The sequence below is a fragment of the Streptomyces sp. NPDC029169 genome (assembly GCF_055563935.1).
In genome coordinates, this window is record NZ_JBVHXA010000023.1 from 21,522 (window position 1) to 42,023 (window position 20,502).

The window sequence follows — 20,502 nt, forward strand, 5'->3', positions numbered from 1 at the left end:
AATGGCTGACGTAAGGCTGCAAGGCTTTCGAGGGAATCAAGGAAGAGGACGTACCGACCGTGGCTCAGAGCAGCACCGAGACCGACTGGGTCTCCCGTTTCGCGGACGAGGTCATCGCCGAGTCGGAGCGACGTGCGCCTGGCAAACCGGTCGTCGTCGCCTCCGGACTCTCCCCCTCCGGCCCGATCCACCTGGGCAACCTCCGCGAGGTCATGACCCCGCACCTGGTCGCCGACGAGATCCGGCGCCGCGGGTACGAGGTCCGGCACCTCATCTCCTGGGACGACTACGACCGGTACCGCAAGGTGCCGGGCGGCGTTGCGGGCGTCGACGAGTCCTGGGCCGAGCACATCGGCAAGCCCCTGACCTCCGTCCCCGCCCCGGCCGGCTCCCCGCACCCGAACTGGGCCGAGCACTTCAAGGCCGCCATGGTCGAGTCGCTGGCCGAGCTGGGTGTCGAGTACGACCCGATCAGCCAGACCGAGCAGTACACGGCCGGTGCCTACCGCGAGCAGATCCTGCACGCCATGAAGCACCGCGGCGACATCGACGCCATCCTCGACCAGTACCGGACGAAGAAGGCGCCGAAGAAGCAGCAGCAGAAGCCCCTCGACGCCGCCGAGCTGGAGGCCGAGGAAGGCTCCGGCGCGGCGAACGAGGACGACGGCTCCGGCGGCGCCGCCGGCTACTTCCCGTACAAGCCGTACTGCGGGCAGTGCGAGAAGGACCTGACGACCGTCACGTCGTACGACGACGACACCACCGAGCTCGCCTACACCTGCACCGACTGCGGCTTCTCCGAGACCGTCAAGCTCAGCGAGTTCAACCGCGGCAAGCTGGTCTGGAAGGTCGACTGGCCGATGCGCTGGGCGTACGAGGGCGTCATCTTCGAGCCCTCCGGCGTGGACCACTCCTCGCCCGGCTCGTCGTTCGTCGTCGGCGGCCAGATCGTCCGCGAGATCTTCGGCGGCGTCCAGCCGATCGGCCCGATGTACGCCTTCGTCGGCATCAGCGGCATGGCCAAGATGTCCTCGTCGCGCGGCGGCGTGCCCACCCCGGCCGACGCCCTGAAGATCATGGAGGCGCCGCTGCTGCGCTGGCTGTACGCGCGCCGCAGGCCCAACCAGTCCTTCAAGATCGCCTTCGACCAGGAGATCCAGCGGCTCTACGACGAGTGGGACAAGCTGGAGGCCAAGGTCGCCGACGGCTCCGTGCTGCCGGCGGACGCCGCGGCGTACGCGCGGGCCGCGCGCACCGCCGCCGGTGAGCTGCCGCGCACGCCGCGCCCGCTGCCGTACCGGACGCTCGCCTCGGTCATGGACATCACGGCCGGCCACGACGAGCAGACCCTGCGGATCCTGTCCGACCTGGACCCGGAGAACCCGGTGACCTCGCTCGACGAGGTACGCCCGCGCCTGGACCGCGCCGAGAACTGGATCACCACCCAGGTCCCGGCCGACCAGCGCACCGTCGTCCGCGACGAGCCGGACACCGAGACCCTCGGCTCCCTCGACGACCAGAGCCGCGAGTCGCTCCGCCTCCTCCTGGAGGGCCTGGACACGCACTGGTCCCTGGACGGCCTGACCACGCTCGTCTACGGCGTGCCGAAGGTCATGGCCGGGCTCGACCCCGACGCCAAGCCGACCCCCGAGCTGAAGGTCGCCCAGCGCGCGTTCTTCGCCCTGCTCTACAAGCTGCTCGTCAGCCGCGAGACCGGGCCGCGCCTGCCGACACTGCTGCTCGCCGTCGGCGCCGACCGCGTGCGCAAGCTGCTCGGCGCGTAACCGTCGTACCGACGACAGGAGGGCCGTCACCCGGAGCGGGTGACGGCCCTCCTGCGTACGACCGGGACGGTCAGGGGATGTGGTTCTCCGCCCACTCCTGCTCGATGCGGCGACGCAGCTGCGGGTGCAGCTCACGCAGCAGCGACGCGCTGCGCGGGTGCTTGATGTCGAACTTGTCGCTGAGCCGTATGTCGAGCTGCTCGACGGTCGGGAACTCCTGCTCCTCGTCGATGTAGTCCCACATCGCCTTGTACGCGGCCTCCGCGAAGTCGTCCATCAGCGGTTCGGGGTCGGCGTACTCGGGGTCGGCGTACTCGGGGGCGAACTGCTCCTGCTCCTGGCGGGGAGCCGGGATCGGTACGGCCTCGGGCTCCGGCGCCCCCAGCGGCGGCTCCTCGCCCTCCGCGTACATCGGGACATACGTACCCGCATACGCCTCCGGCGGCAGCGGCTGCGCCGCGAACCACGGACTGTCGTGCGTCGGCGGAACCTGCTGAACCGATTCCTCGGAGCCCTGGGGATCCGGTGCCTGCGGCCCCTGCTGGAGCTGCGGAGCCATCGGAGCCGCCGCACCCACCGGGACCGGCTGCACCGGCACCTGCTCGGCGAGCACCGGCACCTGCTCGGCGATCACCGGCTTCGGCGGAAGCAGCACCGGCTCCACACCCGCCGCCGCGAGCCCCGCCGCCGCCGTCTCCGCCAGCGGCACACCGTACTTCGCAAGCCGCAGCGGCATCAGCGCCTCCACCGGCGCCTTCCGCCGCCACGCCCGCCCGAACCGCGCCTGCAGCCGCGCCTGGTAGATCAAACGATCCTGCTCCAGCTTGATCACCTGCTCGTACGAGCGCAGCTCCCACAGCTTCATCCGGCGCCACAGGCGGAACGTCGGGATCGGAGACAGCAGCCAACGCGTCAGCCGCACGCCCTCCATGTGCTTGTCGGCCGTGATGTCGGCTATGCGGCCCACCGCATGGCGCGCCGCCTCCACCGCGACCACGAACAGCACCGGGATCACCGCGTGCATGCCCACACCCAGCGGATCCGGCCACGCGGCCGCGCCGTTGAACGCGATCGTCGCCGCCGTCAGCACCCACGCCGTCTGACGCAGCAGCGGGAACGGGATCCGGATCCACGTCAGCAGCAGATCCAGTGCCAGCAGCACACAGATACCGGCGTCGATACCGATCGGGAAGAAGTACGAGAAGGTGCCGAAGCCCTTCTCCACGGCGAGCTCACGCACAGCGGCGTAGGAACCCGCGAAACCGATACCGGCGATGACCACCGCACCGGCGATCACCACACCGATCAGTATCTTGTGCGTGCGTGTCAGCTGCACCGCGGCCACCCGCGATCCCCTCCCGTCAATCCACATCTCGCGGGCACAGCGTGGCACACGCGAGAGGAGCCCGGCCCCCTGGGGAGGGACAGGCTCCTCGACAACACGCGCAAATGAGGGTGTACGCGACGCCCGGCGCCGCCCCGGCCTACTTGTTCGCGGCCGCGACCGCCGCGACGGCCTCCTTCGACGCCTTCACCGCGCCCTCCATCATCGTCTTGTCCGAGGGAGCGTCCGCGCCCGCGTAGCCCGCCCCGTTGTACGTCAGCAGCACCAGCACATTGCCCGTACGCGCCACCACCGACGCGTACTTGAAGTCCTCGCCGGTCTTCCGCAGCTCGTACGCCACGGACTTCGCCTGGTCGCCGACACCGGCGGCGTCGCTCGTCCGCAGCTTCTTCGCGCCCTCGGTCGCCTGAAGCTTGGCCAGCTCCTTCGCGAAGTTCTCCTGGGCGCGCTTCTCGCCACTGCCCAGGGAGGCGTCCGACTCGTAGCGGTAGAAGGAGACGTCGAGCCAGCGGTACTGCGAGCCCTTCACGCCCTTGTCGTCCAGACCGTTCCACGAACAGCCACCGCGGCTCGCCGTGTCGCTGGACGCCGCCGCCGTACCGTTCTTCGCCTTCGCCTTCGGCACCAGGCTCGCGGTCGTCTTCGCCGAGATCGACTTGCACACGTCCGGCAGCTCCGCGAACTTCGCCGGCTCGACCGCCTTCGTCGACTGCTGGGCGCTCGGCGCCGAGGACGCCGAACCCTTGTCCGGAGTACCCGAACCACCGTCGGAATCCGAGGAGCAGCCGGCGACGACGAGCATCACCGGGACGGCTGCGCAGGCGAGTATGCGGGTGAGTCGCGGGGCTGATCGGTGCATGGTTCCCTCAGTCGCTTGTCGTCGTACGGTCCGGGCACGGGTCCGGGTACGGTCCGGGTACGGTCCGGGCCGTCGACACGTTACGCGGTCCCGGGGCGGTCACGGATCGGGTCCGGACGGCTACTCCTCCAGCCGCTCGGCGAGCAGCCGGGCCAGATTCCGGGCCTTTTCCTGCAGCTCCCGGCTGTCGGGGGCCTCCGCGGAACCGGTCGTCTGCTCCGCGTACTCGATCGTCACGACCACATTGGATGTGCGGAACACCACGCTCACGGTGCGGTGCCGCCCGTTCGCCCCGCCGCCGCTGAGCGTGTCGTCGAGGAACGCGACCTGGCCGAGCCCCTCCAGGACACGGGGCTCCAGACCGGTGGTGGGGGCGCCGGTCGGGGTCTGGCCCTGCGGCGGGGTGGCGGTCGGGCCGGTGGGCTTCGCCGTGCCGCTCGGGGGAGCACTCGGGGTGGTGCCAGGGGTGCCGGTGGGGCTGACCGGCGTCTGGGTGGTCGCCGGGGGCGGCTGGGGGAGGTCCGCCGCGACCTGCTTACGGGTGAACACCTCCTGCGCGCGGTCGTCGTCGCTCACACCCGGGTCGTACGACACCACCCGCTCGATGTCGAGCCGCAGCCGGTGCGAGGCGTCGGGCGTGTCCGCCTTCCAGCTGCAGCCGACGCGGCGATCGGTGTCGTACGTGACGGCCGCCGAGCCGCGGTACGCCGCGTCCCGCTCGTCGTCCGGGAGCTGGGCGGCACCGGGCAGCAGGTCCCGGAGCGTGTTCTGCGGGACGGCGCCGCAGGGCTCGAAGAGGGTGCGGTAGCGGCCGGGGGGAGCGACCGCGGCGGCGGGACCGGCCTTGGAGTCGACGGCGCCGGTGCCGGATCCGCCGCCGGAGGAGCATCCGGTGAGCCCCAGGACGAGCGCCGCGGCGAGCGCTGTCAGACCGGGTACGTACGCCTGTCGCTGCACGCTCCAGGCTCCCTTCTCCCGAAGACTTCCCCGAAAACCCTTTGCCGCCGGAGACCGGTCGGTGGACACAATGTCTATCGCACGCGCTGCCGTTGATGCCGGTCCGTCGTCACCTGTACGGGCCTTGGAGCCGGTTTTTGCGTTATCAGGCTTTTGGGGGAATCGAGGAAGTATGTCGTATGTAGAGGTGCCGGGCGCGAAGGTGCCCATCCGGATGTGGACCGATCCTTCCACGGTGGAGGGCGGCGCGATGCAGCAGCTCCAGAACGTGGCCACGCTGCCGTGGATCAAGGGCCTGGCCGTGATGCCGGACGTGCATTACGGCAAGGGCGCGACGGTCGGCTCGGTGATCGCGATGCACGGGGCGGTCTGTCCGGCGGCGGTGGGTGTGGACATCGGCTGCGGGATGTCGGCGGTGAAGACGTCACTGACGGCGAACGACCTGCCGGGGGATCTGTCGCGGCTGCGGTCGAAGATCGAGCAGGCGATTCCGGTGGGGCGGGGGATGCACCGGGACGAGGTGGACCCCTCGCGGCTGTTCCAGTTCCCAACGGCGGGGTGGGACGACTTCTGGTCGCGCTTCGACGGGATCGCGGAATCGGTCAAGTTCCGTCATGAGCGTGCTCAAAAGCAGATGGGAACGCTCGGATCGGGCAATCACTTCATCGAGTTCTGTCTCGATGAGTCGGGTGCGGTCTGGCTGATGCTGCACTCCGGGTCGCGGAACATCGGCAAGGAGCTCGCCGAGTACCACATCGGCGAGGCGCAGAAACTGCCGCACAACCAGGGGCTCGTGGACCGGGACCTGGCCGTGTTCGTCGCGGACACCCCGCAGATGGGCGCATACCGGAACGACCTCTTCTGGGCGCAGGAGTACGCGAAGTACAACCGGGCGATCATGATGGCGCTCTTCCAGGAGGTCGTCCGGCGGGAGTTCCGCAAGGCGAAGGTGACCTTCGATCCGGTCATCTCCTGCCACCACAACTACGTGGCGGAGGAGCGGTACGAGGGGATGGACCTGCTGGTCACCCGTAAGGGAGCGATCCGGGCCGGCTCCGGCGAGTTCGGCATCATCCCGGGCTCGATGGGCACCGGTTCGTACATCGTGAAGGGGCTTGGCAACGAGGCGTCCTTCAACTCGGCCTCGCACGGAGCGGGCCGGAAGATGAGCCGGAGCGCGGCGAAGCGGCGCTTCTCGACGCGGGACCTGGAGGAGCAGACGCGGGGCGTGGAGTGCCGTAAGGACTCCGGTGTCGTGGACGAGATCCCGGGTGCCTACAAGCCGATCGAGAAGGTCATCGATCAGCAGCGGGACCTGGTCGAGGTGGTCGCGAAGCTGAAGCAGGTCATCTGCGTCAAGGGCTGAGGTCCGGCTCAGCACGTTCGTTCTCCGGAACCGCGAAGTCGAATGAAGTCGAGCGTTTCCCGCCGGAATTTAATGTGTACGCCAGAAGGAGGCCCGGGTATTCCCCGGGCCTCCTTCTGGCTGCCGCCCCACCGGATCATGTCCGGCAGGGGCCGATTCCCGGCGTCAGGCCTTCTTCGCCGTCGGGGGCCGGTAGTCGTCCTCGCCCAAGCAGAAGGTGACGTGGCTCAGGTCCGCGAAGTTGCCGCTCGCGTTGATCGGGGAGTGCAGCTCGTCGTCGGCCGCGATGCCGCCGAGGGGGCGGTAGTCGTAGAAGTTGGCGTTGTCCCCGCCCTTGACGAGGACGGCGACGACATCGAGTTCGCTGTCCTGGTTGAACGAGAATTCCAGCAGCTGCCCCGAGGGCACCTCCCCCGGGGGGGTGGAGCTGACGGTGAGGGTGAGGTCCCCTTCCAGGCCGTCGCGGACAAGGTGGGTCGTCCCGCTGACAGGTGCGGTGTTCGTGTCGAACTCGGGTTCCAGGAAGTCCGTGAGGGGAATGACGTCGACGCAGTCCGGGTTGCCCGGGACCTCGATGGGCTGCACCCCGGCTCCGGACGGGGGGCCCGCTACCAGCGGCGCGGCGGCCGCCGAGCCGGCGAAGGCGACCGCCATCGCCGTCGTCAGGCTGAGGCCGACGAGGTGCGACTTCACCCTGGCCTTGCCCGGCCGTCGCTTCCCACGAACTGCTCCGGTGATTGCTCGCATGAAATCTCTTCTCCTTCTTGGGGTGTGACGAGACCTCGACCGCCGCGGAATTCCGCGCCGTTCCTCCTTTGGTGTGTACCTTCGGAACTGCGTTCGCCGCGGGGCATCCCGACATTGACATGGCGTTACCGCCGCCGCGCTCCAGGACCCCGTATCCCTGCGCCATCCGGGCGCGATTGAGCACCGTAAGGGGGCAGGGATGCCGCCATGTGCGGGTATCGGCCGGCGGTATCGCCGACCCGAGTCCGGCAGCCCCGGCGTCGCCACCAGGTGGGACCACCCCTGTGGCCGAACCTGGCTTGCGCTCCGGCGAGACACATCTCCTGAAAGTACGAAATTCCTCTACATGCGTTGATATAGAAGTCATATGAGGTGTTCGTCGGGGTCACAGAGGGTAGCCATGCAGCGGTTCACCAGCGCGGCGTCAGGGCAGGCGGCCTCCGTCACGCCGCAGCGAGCAATCTCCCGAAGAGCTTGGACTGCCGGCTGGTATGTGCCGGTCGCCGTCTCCGTCGATGGCGCCGGGGTCGCGCTGCCGGTGGCGGTGACGCTCCATGTGGCCGGTGAGGCCGGCCCCGTGAGTCAGACGCTGGTGGCCGCTGTCGTGTGGGTCCTCATCGGTGTCCACGCGGGGCGGTATGCACCCTGGGCGTGGGACGAAGGGGCACCGACGGGGCCCGTGGTCCGGGACTGGCTGCTGCTCCTCGGGATCCTGGCGGCGCTGCGGGGCGTGTGCGGTGTCGGCGGTCCCTCCGCGGCGCTGGTCGTCGCGCTGTGCCCGTCGCTCCTGGCCACCGTGGTCTGCCGCAAGGTGATCCACCGGCATCTGTTGTCGGAGCGTCGGCAGGCCCGGGCGCTGCGGCGGGTGCTCGTCATCGGTGAGGCCGCCGCGGTGGACACGGTGGTCGAGCAGTTCGCCGAGCGCACGGACCACGGGTACGGGGTCGTCGGGGCCGTCGTCGTGGGGGACGGTGCGGTGCTGTCCGGCGTACCCGTACACGCCCGGACGGGCTCCGCCGGGCCGGGCGGCAGAGGGGAGGACGGCGTATCCGTGGGCGAGGCGGCAGAGGCGCTCGCCGCCGACCTCGTCGTCGTGGCCACCGGCGGGCACATGTCCGGGCAACGGCTGCGACAGCTGTCGTGGATCCTCCACGACCGCGGGTGCCCGCTGATGGTCGTACCGGGAGTCGTCGAGGTCGCGCGGCGCAGGGTTCGGCTCACGTCCGCGGCCGGCCTCACGCTGCTGGACATCTCACCGCCGACGTGCGGTGGCCTGTCGGCACTGCTGAAGGCCGCCACGGACCGGGTGGGCGCACTCCTCCTGGTCGTCGCGCTGGCTCCGCTGTTCGCCCTGCTGATGCTCGCCGTGCGCCTGAACTCGCCGGGCCCGGTCATCTACCGCCAGACCCGGGTCGGCCGGAACAACGTGCCCTTCCCCATGTGGAAGTTCCGGACCATGGTCGTGGGGGCGGACCAGCTGCAGAGCGACCTGGCGACGGCGAACGAGCACGACGGCCACATGTTCAAGCTGCGGCGGGATCCGCGCGTCACTTCTGTCGGACGCCTTCTGCGCCGCTCTTCGCTGGACGAGCTCCCCCAGCTGGTCAATGTTCTGCTCGGCCACATGTCGCTGGTCGGGCCCCGTCCGCCGCTGCCCGAGGAGGTGGCTCGCTATGACCGGGTGGAGATGCGCCGACTGACCGTGAAACCCGGTCTCACGGGGCTGTGGCAGGTGAGCGGACGGTCGGACCTGTCCTGGCAGGAGACCGTCTCGCTCGACCTGCGGTACGTGGACAACTGGTCGTTGAGCTGGGACATCACCGTGCTGGCCCGGACGGTCCGCGCCGTCCTCAACGGGCGCGGAGCCTACTGAGGGTCAGGCGTGGACCACGGCCTCGGGCACGTCCTGGGACTCCTGGGAGCCCAGCCACGAGGCGTAGGTGGAGGCGATGCCGTCCCGCAGGGCGATCCTCGGCCGCCAGCCGAGGTCGGCCAGTCGGGAGACGTCCAGCAGCTTGCGGGGGGTGCCGTCCGGCTTCGTCGTGTCGAAGGCGACGCGCCCTTCGTATCCGACGACCTCGCCGATGAGCGTGGCGAGGTGACGGATGGTCAGGTCCTCTCCGCAGCCGACGTTGACCGGTGTGTCGCCGTCGTAGCGGCGCAACAGCGTGACGCAGGCCTCGGCGAGGTCGTCGACATGCAGAAACTCCCGGCGGGGAGTGCCGCTGCCCCACAGCACGACCTCGTCGAGCCCCTCCCGCTTCGCCTCGTGGAAGCGGCGGATCAGCGCCGGGAGCACGTGTGAGGACTCGGGGTCGAAGTTGTCCCCCGGCCCGTAGAGGTTGGTGGGCATGGCGCAGATGTACGCGGCACCGTACTGCCTTCGGTAGGACCGCACCTGCGTGATGCCCGCGATCTTGGCAAGCGCGTACGGCTCGTTGGTCGGCTCCAGCGGTCCCGAGAGAAGGGCCTCCTCGCGGATCGGCTGCTGCGCGAGTCTCGGATAGATGCACGACGAGCCCAGGAACAGCAGGCGCGGGACGCCGGCGGCGTGTGCTCCCGCGATGACACTCAGCTGGATCCGCAGGTTGTCCTCGATGAACTGCACCGGGAAGGTGCTGTTGGCCATGATCCCGCCCACTCGGGCGGCCGCGAGGACGACGGCGTCCGGCCGGATGTCACGCAGAAAGGCCGCGGTGGCGGACGCGTCACGCAGGTCGAGTTCGGACCGGGTGCGGACGAGGATCTCGTGCCCGTCGGCCGTCAGGCGGCGGACCAGGGCGGAACCGACGAGGCCGCGGTGACCGGCGACGTACACGCGGGCGGGGGTGGCGAGCAGATCTTCCATGCGGCCGAGTCTGCCCGCAACACGACGATATGTGCCGTATCGAACCGAGATAGAGCGGAAACTCCTATATGGGGATATTGGGCATCTGAGGAAGGGGTAGCCCCGAATGGAACAGACCGCAGCCGCACAGGGCATCGCCGAACATACGGACGCGTCCGGTCACCGGGCCGAAGTGGAGCGCTCCCTGCGTGGCTTCACGGGAGCCGGCTACGACAAGGGCCGCCCCCTGCTCGTCCAGGCGGCCTGGCTCGCCGTCCTCAATCTCGTCTTCGTCAAGTGGTGGTTCCCCTCCCGCTGGCGGCCGGCCCTGCTGCGGGCCTTCGGGGCGCGCGTCGGGCGGCGGGTGCTCATCCGTCAGCGCGTGCGGGTCCACTGGCCGTGGCGGCTCGACATCGGCGACGACGTGTGGATCGGCGAGGACGCCTGGCTGCTGAACCTGGAGCAGATCACGATCGGCAGCGACGTGTGCATCTCCCAGGGCGCACTGCTGTGCACGGGAAGCCACCAGCGCCGCAGCCGCACCTTCGAGTTCGACAACGGGCCCATCCGGCTGGATGCCGGCGCGTGGGTCGCGGCACGGGCGGTCGTGCTGCGCGGCGTCACCGTCGGCCGCGGCGGCGTGGTGGGCGCCTCGGCGGTCGCCCACCGCGATATCGGTCCGGGCGCCGTCATCACGGCGGGAGGTGCGGCGTGAGGGTGGTCCATGTGGTGACCCTCGTCAGCGACGACGGGGCGTACGGCGGCCCGACCAGCGTGGCGACCGGGCAGCTCGAAGAATGCGCTGCACGGGGCCATCAGGTCGCGCTGGTGTCTCTGTGGCAGGGCCGGTCGCGGGCTCCGGGGCACATCGGATCGGTGCGGCTGCGCAGCCGTCCGGCCCGCAGCCTGCTGCCGGGGCGCTTCACAGGGCTCATGCACCCGCTGCTCGTCCGCGACCTGTGGCGTGCCATGGGAAGCGCCGATGTGGTGCACATCCACGCCGGGCGCGACCTCGTCTCCCTCACCGCACTCGCCGTGGCGACGCTGCGACGCAAGAACTTCGTGGCGCAGACGCACGGCATGGTGGCACCCCGGCGCGCTGTCGCCGTCAGGCTCTTCGACCGCGTGTACGTGCCTCTGCTGCGCCGGGCCCGCGGCTGCCTGGTGCTCACCGAACAGGAGCGGCGTGCCGTGGCCGAGGTCGTCGGCCCGGAGGGGCCGCCGCTGCTGACGCTGCCCAACGGGGTGCGGCGCGAACACAGCCGCGATACGGACCACCGGCGGGATCAGGAGGTCCTCTTCCTGGCCCGGCTGCATCCGCGCAAGCGTCCCGACGCGTTCGTCGAGATGGCGGCTCTCGTCCACCGGAGGATGCCCGGCGTACGGTTCACCCTCCACGGAGCGGACGAGGGTTCGCTGCCGGTGGTGCGTCGGCTCATCGCCGCCCACGGCCTCGAGAGTGTCGTCTCCTACGGTGGGGCGTTGGACCACGCCGACGCCCTGCGGGCCTACGGGAGGGCGGCGGTGTACGTGCTGCCCAGTGTCGACGAGCCGTTCGGGATGACGGTGATCGAAGCCCTGTCCGTGGGCACGCCCGTGGTGTGCACCGACGGCTGCGGCATCGCGGAGGACCTGGCGCGCCGTGGGGCGGCGGTCGTCACCGACGGCAGTCCGCGGGCCATGGCCGATGCGGTGTGCGACGTGCTCGTCGACGAAGGCAAGCGCGACGCGCTCGTGGCCGCCGGCCACCGCGCCGTCGCGGAGGACTTCTCGATCGGCGCGGTGACGGACCGACTCGAGGACGTGTACCGAGGTCTCCGCCGCATGGGCTGTCCGAAGTAACTGATGAATACATCCCGTTTTCAGCCCCTATCGCCTGGAAGGTCGCCGATAGGGTTCCGCACATCATCGGCGGCGTTCCGGTGCCCGACCAACGGAGATGAGCCATGGCCCTGATCGAGGAATCGTGTCGCGGTGCGGAACGCTCGCCGAACGTCGCGGACGTGGTCGTCATCGGCGGCTGCGGGCGGGTGGGCCTGCCTCTCGGGATCGCACTCGCGTCCCGCGGAATGCTCTCGGTCACCTTGTACGACATCGACGCGGCGGCGGTCGACACGGTCAACCGGGGGGAACTGCCCTTCGCGGAGAAGGGGGCCGCCGATCCGCTGCGCCAGGCTGTCCGCGACGGCCTGCTGCGGGCCACGACCGACAGCGCGAGCGTCGCCACGACCGACAACCTCGTCGTGGTGGTGGGGACGCCGGTGGACGAGCACCTGAACCCGGATCTCGGGGCGGTTCCAAGGGCGTTGGAGCGGTGCGCGGAGCATCTGCACGACGGCCAGCTCGTCATGCTCAGGAGCACCGTTCACCCCGGGGTCACGGCGCTGACCGAACGTCTTCTCGAGCGGCTCGGCAAGAAGGTGGACGTGGCCTTCTGCCCGGAGCGGATCGCGGAGGGCGCGGCCATGACCGAGCTGTTCGAGCTGCCGCAGCTGGTGGCCGCCCGCTCCGAACCGGCGGGCGACCGGGCGGAGAAGTTCTTCCGCACGCTCACGGACAGGATCGTCCGCATGGAGCCGGAGGAGGCGGAGTTGGCCAAGCTCTTCGCCAACACCTGGCGGTACATCAAGTTCGCCACCGTCAACCAGTTCTGGATGATGGCGAACGACCTCGGCCTGGACTTCGAGCGCATCCGTCAGGCGATCACGTACGACTACCCGCGGGCGGCCGACATGCCGGGCGCGGGGTTCGCCGCCGGTCCCTGTCTGCTCAAGGACACGCTGCAGTTGGCGGCCTTCACCGGGAACAACTTCGTGCTGGGGCACGCGGCGATGCTGGTCAACGAGGGACTTCCGCTCTATCTGGTGTCGCGTCTGGAGCAGAGGTTCCCGCTCGCGGAGACGCGGGTGGGAGTGCTCGGCATGGGCTTCAAGGCCGGCAGCGACGACATCCGCGAAAGCCTGTCGTTCAAGCTCCGCAGGATCCTGATGGCGAAGGCCCGGGAAACCCTGTGCACCGACCCGTACGTCAGCGATCCGCGGTTCGTCGAACTGGGCGACGTCATGCGTCGGGCCGATGTCCTGGTCGTCGCCACCCCCCACCCCGAGTACCGGAATCTGGCGACGGAGAAACCGGTCGTGGACCTGTGGGGCATCACCGGCAGGGGTGTCCGGGCCTGACCGGACACCCCGAAGGCTTCACTCGGCCCGCCCGCGCGGCGGGGCGCCCGTATCCAGAAAGGTCTCCCGTGAAGATTCTCGTCACCGGCGCGTCCGGCCTGATCGGCAGCTATCTCGTCAGGGAGCTGCTGCGTCAGGGGCACACCGTGGTGGGCCTGGACAACTTCTCCAAGTACGGCGCGGCGCGGCGCGGCAGCGTGGAGGATCCGCACTACCGGCTGGTCGAGGGAGACGCCCGCGACGCGGATCTCGTCGCCGAACTCCTGGTGGACTGCGAGCACTTCGTGGCCGGCGCCGCGATGATCGGCGGTATCTCCTACTTCCACGCCTACGCCTACGACCTCCTGGCCACCAACGAGCGGATCACCGCCGCCGCCTGCGATGCGGCGATCCGCGTGTACGGCGAGGGGCCGCTGCGGAAGGTGACGTATCTGAGCTCCTCGATGGTGTACGAGAACACTGGCTTCTGGCCGTCCCGGGAGGGGGACGAGCGGCGCATCCCGGCGCCGTCGTCCTCGTACGGCTTCCAGAAACTGGCGGTGGAGTACTTCGCCCGGGCCGCATGGGACCAGTACAACCTGCCGTACACCATCGTGCGGCCCTTCAACTGCGTCGACGTCGGTGAGGAGCGGACGGTCGGGCAGGGCGAGGAGCGCTCGGGCGACATCAAGGTCAGCACGTCCCACGTCGTCCCCGACCTGGTGCAGAAGGTGCTGAAGGGGCAGGATCCCCTGCACATCCTGGGAAGCGGCGCTCAGGTGCGCCACTTCACCTATGGCGGGGACCTGGCCCGTGGCATCTGCTCGGCCATCTTCCATCCCGACGCGCTCAACGAGGACTTCAACCTCGCGAACGCCGAGTCGACAAGCGTCCTGGAACTGGCGGAGCTGATCTGGCACAAGATCAACGGTGTCGACCGGCCGTTCCGCTACACGACCGACGAGCCGTACGAGCACGACGTGCAGCGCCGGACCCCCGACGTGTCCAAGGCCCGGGACGTTCTGGGGTTCACCGCGACCACCACGCTCGACGAGATCCTCGACAAGCTCATCCCGTGGGTTCGGCAGGCCGTCGCCGAAGGGCGTCTGTGACCCGTCGTTTCGCCGTGGCCGGTCCGCGCTCGCGGGCCGGCCTCCGCGCGGGCGGACGCGAGGCCGGGAGTCTCACCGGTTCCGCGGCGCCAGGGCCTCTGACAGCATCGCGGTGATCCGCCCCAGTCCGGCCTGCGGGCTCAGGCGTTCCCGGACACAGGCGGGACCGCGAGCGCCGAGCGAAGCCGCCCGGTCCGGGTTCCGGCTCAGCTCCACGACGGCGCCGTGCAGCGCCTCGGGGTCCTCCGCGGGTACCACGACTCCCGCCCCGGAGCGGCGCACTTCCTGCGCGGTGCCGCCGTCGGTGGCCACCGAGGCCACGACCGGGCGCCCGCTGGCGAAGTAGGACGTCAACTTGGACGGCAGGCTCATGTCGAGCACGGACGCCCGTTGGGTGACGGCGAGGACGTCGGCGGCGGCCAGGACATCGGGGAAGTCCGGTTCGGCCGCCGGTGGCAGGAGGTCGAGGTTCGGCAGATCCGCGGTGAGCCCGGCCAGGTGTGCCCTCTGGCTGCCTTCTCCCATGAGCACGACGCGCACGTGCGGTGTGGTGCGTGCGGCGATGAGGGCGGTTTCGACCAGGACCTCAAGGCCCTGCTTCAGTCCCATGTTCCCCGCGTGCAGCACGACGAAGTCCTCGTCCTTCCAGCCCAGTCGCGCCCGTACCGCGCGGCGGTCGCCGGAAGGGGGCGTCACATGGGTCCAGTTGGGGACGACCCTGACACGGTGCTCCGGTACCCCCGTCGCCGTGACGCGGCCGACGAAGGACTCGTGCACGACACCGATGAGGGTGGCCGTGCGCAGGATCCTCGCTTCCACACCCGCCACGAGGGACGCCACGTGCCCGCCGCCCCTCATCCCGCTCTGCGCGGCCGCGGCCCCCATGAGGTCCTGCACGACGACCACGTGCGGCACCCCGTGGCGGCGGGCGATCCGGCCGCCGACGGCGCCTCCGGCGAGTGTCGGCATCTGGCTCAGCACCAGGTCGGGCCGTTGCGTCGGCGGGCGGAACGAGCCGTGCGCGAGAAAGCTGAACTCGTAGGCCGCCCTGTGCAGCGCGCTCTGGCGCGAGGGAACGAAACCGCGGCGACGGTGCACCTGGACCCCTCCCCGGCTCTCGACCATGCGCCAGCGCCCCCGGTAGTCCTCGTGCACACGCCAACCGGGGTAGTGCGGCATGCCGGCGAGGACGTCGACCTCGGCGCCGCAGTGGACGAGGTGCTCCGCGGTCCGGGTCGAGTAAGGAGCGATTCCGGCGTGCTCGGGCGCGTAGTTGGTCGACACGAGAAGGATGCGACTCCCCGAAAGCAATTCGGTCATTTACGCATAATACGACTCAAGTGCGCTATGTGGCCGGGAGAAACACCCGTCAACTCCCGTCCGAATTGCACCGAATATGAGCTATAACTCCATTGACGTAGTTCCGTTCGTTCGCTCACCTACCTGAGGAGTGCGGGTGCAGGGCGGTCAAGTCCGTTGCATGGCTGCGATGTGCGGCTGGGGCCTCGCACTCGTCGCCCTGCTCCCGGCCGTGGTTCTGCAGACCTCCGACGCGCGGTGGGGGCCCGCACTCGCCGTGCAGTGCGTCGTCGTGGCACACGCGGGTCTGGCGCTCACCCTGGTGCTCACCGGCACATCGGTGCGGCTGGTCGCTTTCGGATTCTGGCTCTTCGCCTACGTATGGCTCGGTCTCGCACCCTTCGCCATGCTCGCCACCGACGCCTATCCGCTCCCCTACCGTGCCGGTGAGGCGACCGCCTTCGCCGCCTCCGTCCTGACCGAGATCGGACTGCTCGCCTACAGCGCAGGGGCGGCACTCGCCGCCAGGCGGCGAGACTCCGCCCGGTCGCTCGTCCTCGAGCCGCTGCTCTCCCGCAGGCTCGCTCCCGTGCCCGTCCTGGTGCTGTGCGGCCTGTCTTTGGCCATCTCGGTCGCGCTGATCCCCCAACTGGGAGGCTGGGAGGCCTTCTTCGTCAGCCGACAGGCGGTGCGGGAGTCGGGCGCCGCCACGGATCCGCTGCGGGTGCTGCGTGCCTGGGCCCTGGCCGTGCCCGCCTTCTGGGCGCTGGTGGCCCTGCTGCACCTGCCCAGACAGGCAGGGGGTGACCGATTGCTGCGCCGGGTCAGGCTGTTGCTGCTCCCGCTCCTGATCGGCCTCAACGTGGTCGTCAACAACCCGATCAGCAAGCCCCGTTTCTGGGCGGGGACCGTCCTGCTGGTCCTGCTCTTCTCGTCGACGCGATGCAGTCGCCCGCGGGCCTTTCGCCTCACCGCCGCCGCGCTCACGGCCGCGATGCTCGTCGTCTTCCCGTACAGCGACTACTTCCGCTACGACAAGCGCGAGGCCGTCCATATGGTGGGCCTCGCGGAACAGCTCACCACGAACATGGATTACGACGCGTTCCAGCAGATGCAGACGGGCATCGACCACGCGGAGGAGAACGGCTTCTCACCGTCGAACGCTCTGGGCCCCGCGCTGTTCATGGTGCCCCGCAGCGTCTGGCCCGACAAACCGCAGGACACCGGTATCAGGCTCGCCCAGTACGCGGGCTACAGATTCCACAATCTCTCGGCCCCGCTCTGGATCGAGAGCTACTTGTGGGCCGGTGTGCCGTCGGTGCTGGCTGTCTTCTGTCTGCTGGGTGCTGCCGGACGCCGCATGGACGACCTCCGGGAAAGACTGCGCGGCAGACCGGGGACGCTGGCGGTCCTGCTGGTCCCGGCCCTCGCCTTCTACCAGATGATCTTCCTGCGGGGCAGCCTCATGGCCATCGTGGGACCGCTGCTGCTGCTCCTGATCATTCCGCTGTTCATCACCACCCGCGCCGCCGCCCGGGCATCCCGGCTCTCCTCACCCGCGCCGCGGCGGGCAGCCGTCGGCCACGTACCCACCCCCGGAACAGGAGGCATCCGTGACCAGCTCCACTCGTCTCGATGACAGGTACGACGAACCGGACCACCTCCGCGACCAGCTGCGCCGCCTGCTGCGGTACCGCACGACGATCGCTCTGGGCGTCGCGCTGGGGCTGCTCGGCGGAGTGCTGCTCGTGGTGCTGCGTGCGGGCAACTACACCTCCACGGGGGAGGTCCTCGTACGTTCCACGGTGGACCCGTTCAGCACCTTCGGTGTGTCGATCGACAACCAGGTGAGCATGGGTACCGAGCAGGAGGTCGCACGCAGCGCCACCGTCGCCGCACGCGCGGCGAGGACGCTGCGCGAACCGTCGCGTGCGGAGGCACTGCTGGAGGGACTGCGCGTCAGCAATCCGCCGGACACCCAGATTCTGCGGTTCGAGTACACGGCCGGTACCGCGAAGCGGGCGGCCCGGGTGACCAACGCTTTCCTCGACGCCTACCTCGCCGACCGCAAGGAGAGGACCGCCGCCGCGGTGACGCGGATGACGGGTGGACTGGAACAGCAGGTCGCCGCGCTCGCCGAACGGCCGAAATCCGATCCGGCTGCGAACGCGACCGTGCGGGACCAGATCACCGTTCTGCAGAAGCGGATCTCGGACCTCAGAGCCCGGGACACCAGCGCGGGCGACATCGTGCGCAGGGGGGAGCCTCCGGCACAGCCGGCAGGGCCGGGGCCGATCGCGCTCCTCGGCGTCGCCCTGCTGGGCGGTCTTCTCGTGGGCCTCGTCCTCGCCTGGCTGCGGTCCACCCTGGAGCCGCGGGTCCGCTCGGTGGGAGAAGTCCAGGAGGCGCTGGGTGCTCCGGTGCTGGGTCTCCTGCCGGACCCGGCCCAGGGCGGTGACCTGCTGCGGGTCGGGCGGGCCGGCGGCGGAGAGGCGGAGGCCTACCGGGCCCTGGCCTTCCGCCTCCGGCATGGAAAGGGACAAAGCCCCCGCGGCACCCTGCTGGTCGTGGCGCCGAAGCACAACGGTGACGCCGAGGCCGCTGCGGTGAACCTCGCTGCCGCGTTCGCCGAGTTCGGCGACGACGTCCTGCTGGTGGACGCCACCGCCGCCACGCCCTGCCTCGCGGCACGCCTGCCGCTGGTGTCCGGCAGCGACGGTGCCGACGCCGAGGAGGCGGGCCCCCGCGCGGGCAGGGTCGTCGTGGAGGCGGGCGCGGCGGGAAGGTTCGCGCTCGTCCCCGACAGGCGTGGCACCACAGTCGACGACTGTCCGGCATCCCCGGTCGTGGCGCGTGTCCTGCCGTCCGCCGAGTCCGCGACGACGGCACTCGTCGTCACGCGGCCCCTGCTCGAGCACACCGATGGTCTCGCGGTCGCCCAGCGGGTGGCCGGCGTCCTGGTGGTGGCCGGTCTGAACAAGACCAGGCGTGACGAGCTCCTGCAGGTCTGCGAACTCATCGGCCTCTCGGGCGGACGCGTCGTCGGCGCGGCGCTTGTCACGCACGATCGGCGGAGCCGACTCCGCGCCGCTCTGGACGGCCTGCTCCGCCGCTGGCGGACGAGGCCCGCGGCAGCGACGCCGGACGTGGCGGCCACGCCGGACGTAGCGGCGACGCCGTCCGTGGCCGAGACGTCGGGGGTGGCTGCGACGCCGGCCGTGGCCCTTGCCGATGGGGCCGGTGACCTGCCCGCGCCGGCACCGCCTTCCCCCGGCGCGACGCAGGAGGACCAGGAGGACAAGGAGGACAAGGGCGACCCGGAGGACAAGGACGACACGCCCCACCGGGCACCGGCCTCGCGCGACGAGGAGACGGCCGCGTTGCCGAAGTCGTCGTCCGCGCAGGACGACACGCTCACCACCTCCCACGGATGAGCGCCTCCGGGACGGCCGTTCCCGCCGCGAGTGGCGCTGTCGCGAGGAGCGGGGTCGCCGCCACCGCGCGGGGCGGTTGGTGGGGCTTCCTGGGCTCTACGGTCAACGCCGTCTTCGGCTACATCCTCGTCGCCCTCGTCACCCGCGCCCTCGGCGCGCACGGATCGGGTGCGGTGTTCACCGGTATCGCCGTCTTCACCATCCTCAGCAACACCTGCAAACTCGGCGCCGACACGGGGCTGGTGCGCTTCGTCTCCCGAGACGTGGCCACGGGCGGCGGCCGGCAGGTGGGCGCTCTCCTGCGCACCGCCGTCGTACCCGGGGCCGCGGCGAGCACCCTGGCCGCGGCACTGCTGTTCCTGTCACCCCCGACGGCCACCTCACTGCTTCCGAACCTGGCTCCGGAAGCCGCGGTGACCCTGGTCCAGCTCTTCGCGGTGTTCCTCCCGGTGGCCACGGTCTCGTTGATCCTGCTCGGCGCGACCCAGGGCTACGGAACGGTGATCCCGTTCGTCGGCGTCGAGCAGATCGGCAAGCCGGTGCTGCGTGTTCTGATCGCCGTACCGGTCACGCTCCTCGCGCCGAGCGTGCTGGGCCTGGCCTCCGCGTGGCTCATCCCCTCCCTGGCCGGCGCCCTGGTCGCCTGGCTCGCGCTACGACGCTGCCGAACCGACCGAAGGTCCGCTCCCGGACCCGAAGGCGCCGGCGCCTGCCGTGGGTTCTGGGGATTCGCCGCCCCCCGGGCCGTCTCGTCGATCTTCGACATCAGTGCCATCTGGGTAGGTGTCATCCTGCTGTCGGGCCTGGCCACCAGTGAGGAGGCGGGCATCTACACGGCGGTGGGGCGAGTGATCGTCGCGGCGACCTTGCTCCAGCTCGCCATCCGGCTGGCCGTCGCTCCTGAGATCAGCCGCCTGCTTGCAGTCGACGATGTCGCGCAGGCTCGCCATCTGCATCGCATCTCGACGCGCTGGGTCGTGCTGCTCTCCTGGCCGCTGCTCGTGTTCTTGTCGGCCTTTCCCACCACCGTCCTCTCCCTGTTCGGGCCGGAGTTCAGGCTGGGGGCGGACGCACTGGTCCTGCTCTGTGCCGCCTCTGCCGTGAACGTCGGCGTGGGCAATGCCCAGACGGCACTGCTCATGGCGGGCAAGAGCTCATGGCACCTTGCGGTCACCAGTGTGGCCTTCGGTGTGCAACTGGCGGTCGGCATCCTCGCCATCCCCCGGTGGGGCGTTCTGGGAGCCGCTCTCTCCTGGGGTGCGGCGATCGTCCTCGAGAACCTCGCGGCCGCTGCCCTGGTGCGACGCCATCCGGGCTTCACGATCGTCGACCGCGGGTACCTCGCCGCGACCGGCGTGGGCCTGTGCCTCACTGCCGCACTGGTCGTTCCGGCCAGGCTGCTGGCAGGCGACACGGTGACCGGACTCGCTGCCGGAATCACCCTGGGGCTTTGCGGCTTCAGTATAAGTTTGTGGCGATTCAGCGCTGCTCTGGGAGTGCGTGAACTCGTCGGCGTGCTACGCGAACGCGCTCCTTGAGACCGCCTCGGCCCCAGCGCCGCCTCCCCCTCTTCTCACCACCTCCACCGCCTCCACCATCTCCATGCCCGGGATA

The 20,502-nt window shown here is 70.1% G+C and carries 16 protein-coding genes; 10 read left to right on the plus strand and 6 right to left on the minus strand.

Annotated elements, in window-relative coordinates:
• The first annotated feature begins 59 nt into the window (after positions 1 to 59).
• Positions 60 to 1,784 carry a lysine--tRNA ligase gene (gene lysS / locus ACZ4VI_RS32020; RefSeq protein ID WP_468004980.1) on the plus strand — a complete coding sequence of 575 codons (1,725 nt, stop codon included), beginning with the start codon at positions 60 to 62 and terminating at the stop codon, positions 1,782 to 1,784.
• A gap of 70 nt (positions 1,785 to 1,854) precedes the next feature.
• Here lysS and ACZ4VI_RS32025 read toward each other — a convergent pair whose 3' ends face one another.
• From ACZ4VI_RS32025 to ACZ4VI_RS32035, 3 genes are all read right to left on the minus strand, one after another.
• Positions 1,855 to 3,129, minus strand: a complete 1,275-nt coding sequence (locus ACZ4VI_RS32025; protein WP_468004982.1) for a DUF2637 domain-containing protein — start codon at positions 3,127 to 3,129, stop codon at positions 1,855 to 1,857.
• Between the two features lie 139 nt (positions 3,130 to 3,268).
• Positions 3,269 to 3,988 (minus strand): DUF3558 family protein, encoded by a 720-nt coding sequence (locus ACZ4VI_RS32030; RefSeq protein WP_468004984.1) that lies wholly within the window; start codon positions 3,986 to 3,988, stop codon positions 3,269 to 3,271.
• A 120-nt stretch (positions 3,989 to 4,108) separates the two neighbouring features.
• Positions 4,109 to 4,945, minus strand: a complete 837-nt coding sequence (locus ACZ4VI_RS32035; RefSeq protein WP_468004986.1) for a DUF3558 domain-containing protein — start codon at positions 4,943 to 4,945, stop codon at positions 4,109 to 4,111.
• A gap of 172 nt (positions 4,946 to 5,117) precedes the next feature.
• On the opposite strand from ACZ4VI_RS32035, the gene ACZ4VI_RS32040 reads away from it, so the two are divergent.
• Complete coding sequence (locus ACZ4VI_RS32040) at positions 5,118 to 6,311, plus strand: RtcB family protein (RefSeq protein ID WP_468004988.1); 1,194 nt, start codon at positions 5,118 to 5,120, stop codon at positions 6,309 to 6,311.
• A gap of 165 nt (positions 6,312 to 6,476) precedes the next feature.
• On the opposite strand, the gene ACZ4VI_RS32045 is transcribed toward ACZ4VI_RS32040, so the two are convergent.
• Entirely contained in the window at positions 6,477 to 7,058 is a 582-nt protein-coding gene (locus tag ACZ4VI_RS32045) for a hypothetical protein (protein ID WP_468004990.1), read from the minus strand.
• Between the two features lie 493 nt (positions 7,059 to 7,551).
• Between ACZ4VI_RS32045 and ACZ4VI_RS32050 the strand changes: the two genes are divergently transcribed.
• The gene (locus ACZ4VI_RS32050) at positions 7,552 to 8,931 is read left to right on the plus strand and encodes an exopolysaccharide biosynthesis polyprenyl glycosylphosphotransferase (RefSeq protein ID WP_468004992.1); all 1,380 of its coding nucleotides are present in this window, start codon (positions 7,552 to 7,554) and stop codon (positions 8,929 to 8,931) included.
• A 3-nt stretch (positions 8,932 to 8,934) separates the two neighbouring features.
• On the opposite strand, the gene ACZ4VI_RS32055 is transcribed toward ACZ4VI_RS32050, so the two are convergent.
• The gene (locus tag ACZ4VI_RS32055) at positions 8,935 to 9,906 is read right to left on the minus strand and encodes a GDP-L-fucose synthase family protein (protein WP_468004993.1); all 972 of its coding nucleotides are present in this window, start codon (positions 9,904 to 9,906) and stop codon (positions 8,935 to 8,937) included.
• Positions 9,907 to 10,012: 106 nt separating this feature from the next.
• On the opposite strand from ACZ4VI_RS32055, the gene ACZ4VI_RS32060 reads away from it, so the two are divergent.
• From ACZ4VI_RS32060 to ACZ4VI_RS32075, 4 genes are all read left to right on the plus strand, one after another.
• Positions 10,013 to 10,600, plus strand: a complete 588-nt coding sequence (locus tag ACZ4VI_RS32060) for an LbetaH domain-containing protein (RefSeq protein ID WP_468004995.1) — start codon at positions 10,013 to 10,015, stop codon at positions 10,598 to 10,600.
• Positions 10,597 to 11,727, plus strand: coding sequence for a glycosyltransferase (locus ACZ4VI_RS32065; RefSeq protein WP_468004997.1), 1,131 nt, complete (start codon positions 10,597 to 10,599; stop codon positions 11,725 to 11,727). Before ACZ4VI_RS32060 ends, ACZ4VI_RS32065 begins: the two co-directional genes overlap by 4 nt.
• A gap of 104 nt (positions 11,728 to 11,831) precedes the next feature.
• Positions 11,832 to 13,064, plus strand: coding sequence for a nucleotide sugar dehydrogenase (locus ACZ4VI_RS32070; protein ID WP_468004998.1), 1,233 nt, complete (start codon positions 11,832 to 11,834; stop codon positions 13,062 to 13,064).
• Positions 13,065 to 13,132: 68 nt separating this feature from the next.
• Positions 13,133 to 14,155: an NAD-dependent epimerase/dehydratase family protein gene (locus ACZ4VI_RS32075; protein WP_468005000.1), complete on the plus strand. Its 1,023-nt coding sequence runs from the start codon at positions 13,133 to 13,135 to the stop codon at positions 14,153 to 14,155.
• Between the two features lie 72 nt (positions 14,156 to 14,227).
• Here ACZ4VI_RS32075 and ACZ4VI_RS32080 read toward each other — a convergent pair whose 3' ends face one another.
• Entirely contained in the window at positions 14,228 to 15,475 is a 1,248-nt protein-coding gene (locus tag ACZ4VI_RS32080; RefSeq protein WP_468005001.1) for a glycosyltransferase, read from the minus strand.
• 160 nt (positions 15,476 to 15,635) lie between these two features.
• Here ACZ4VI_RS32080 and ACZ4VI_RS32085 point away from each other — a divergent pair, with 160 nt between their 5' ends.
• The 3 genes from ACZ4VI_RS32085 to ACZ4VI_RS32095 are packed head-to-tail and all read left to right on the plus strand — an operon-like array spanning position 15,636 to position 20,426.
• On the plus strand, positions 15,636 to 17,093 hold the full coding sequence (locus tag ACZ4VI_RS32085; protein ID WP_468005003.1) for a hypothetical protein: 1,458 nt from the start codon (positions 15,636 to 15,638) through the stop codon (positions 17,091 to 17,093).
• Entirely contained in the window at positions 17,068 to 18,888 is a 1,821-nt protein-coding gene (locus tag ACZ4VI_RS32090) for a hypothetical protein (RefSeq protein ID WP_468005005.1), read from the plus strand. Before ACZ4VI_RS32085 ends, ACZ4VI_RS32090 begins: the two co-directional genes overlap by 26 nt.
• The gene (locus tag ACZ4VI_RS32095) at positions 18,885 to 20,426 is read left to right on the plus strand and encodes an oligosaccharide flippase family protein (RefSeq protein ID WP_468005007.1); all 1,542 of its coding nucleotides are present in this window, start codon (positions 18,885 to 18,887) and stop codon (positions 20,424 to 20,426) included. The genes ACZ4VI_RS32090 and ACZ4VI_RS32095 overlap by 4 nt, the downstream gene beginning before the upstream one ends.
• Positions 20,427 to 20,502 lie beyond the last annotated feature (76 nt).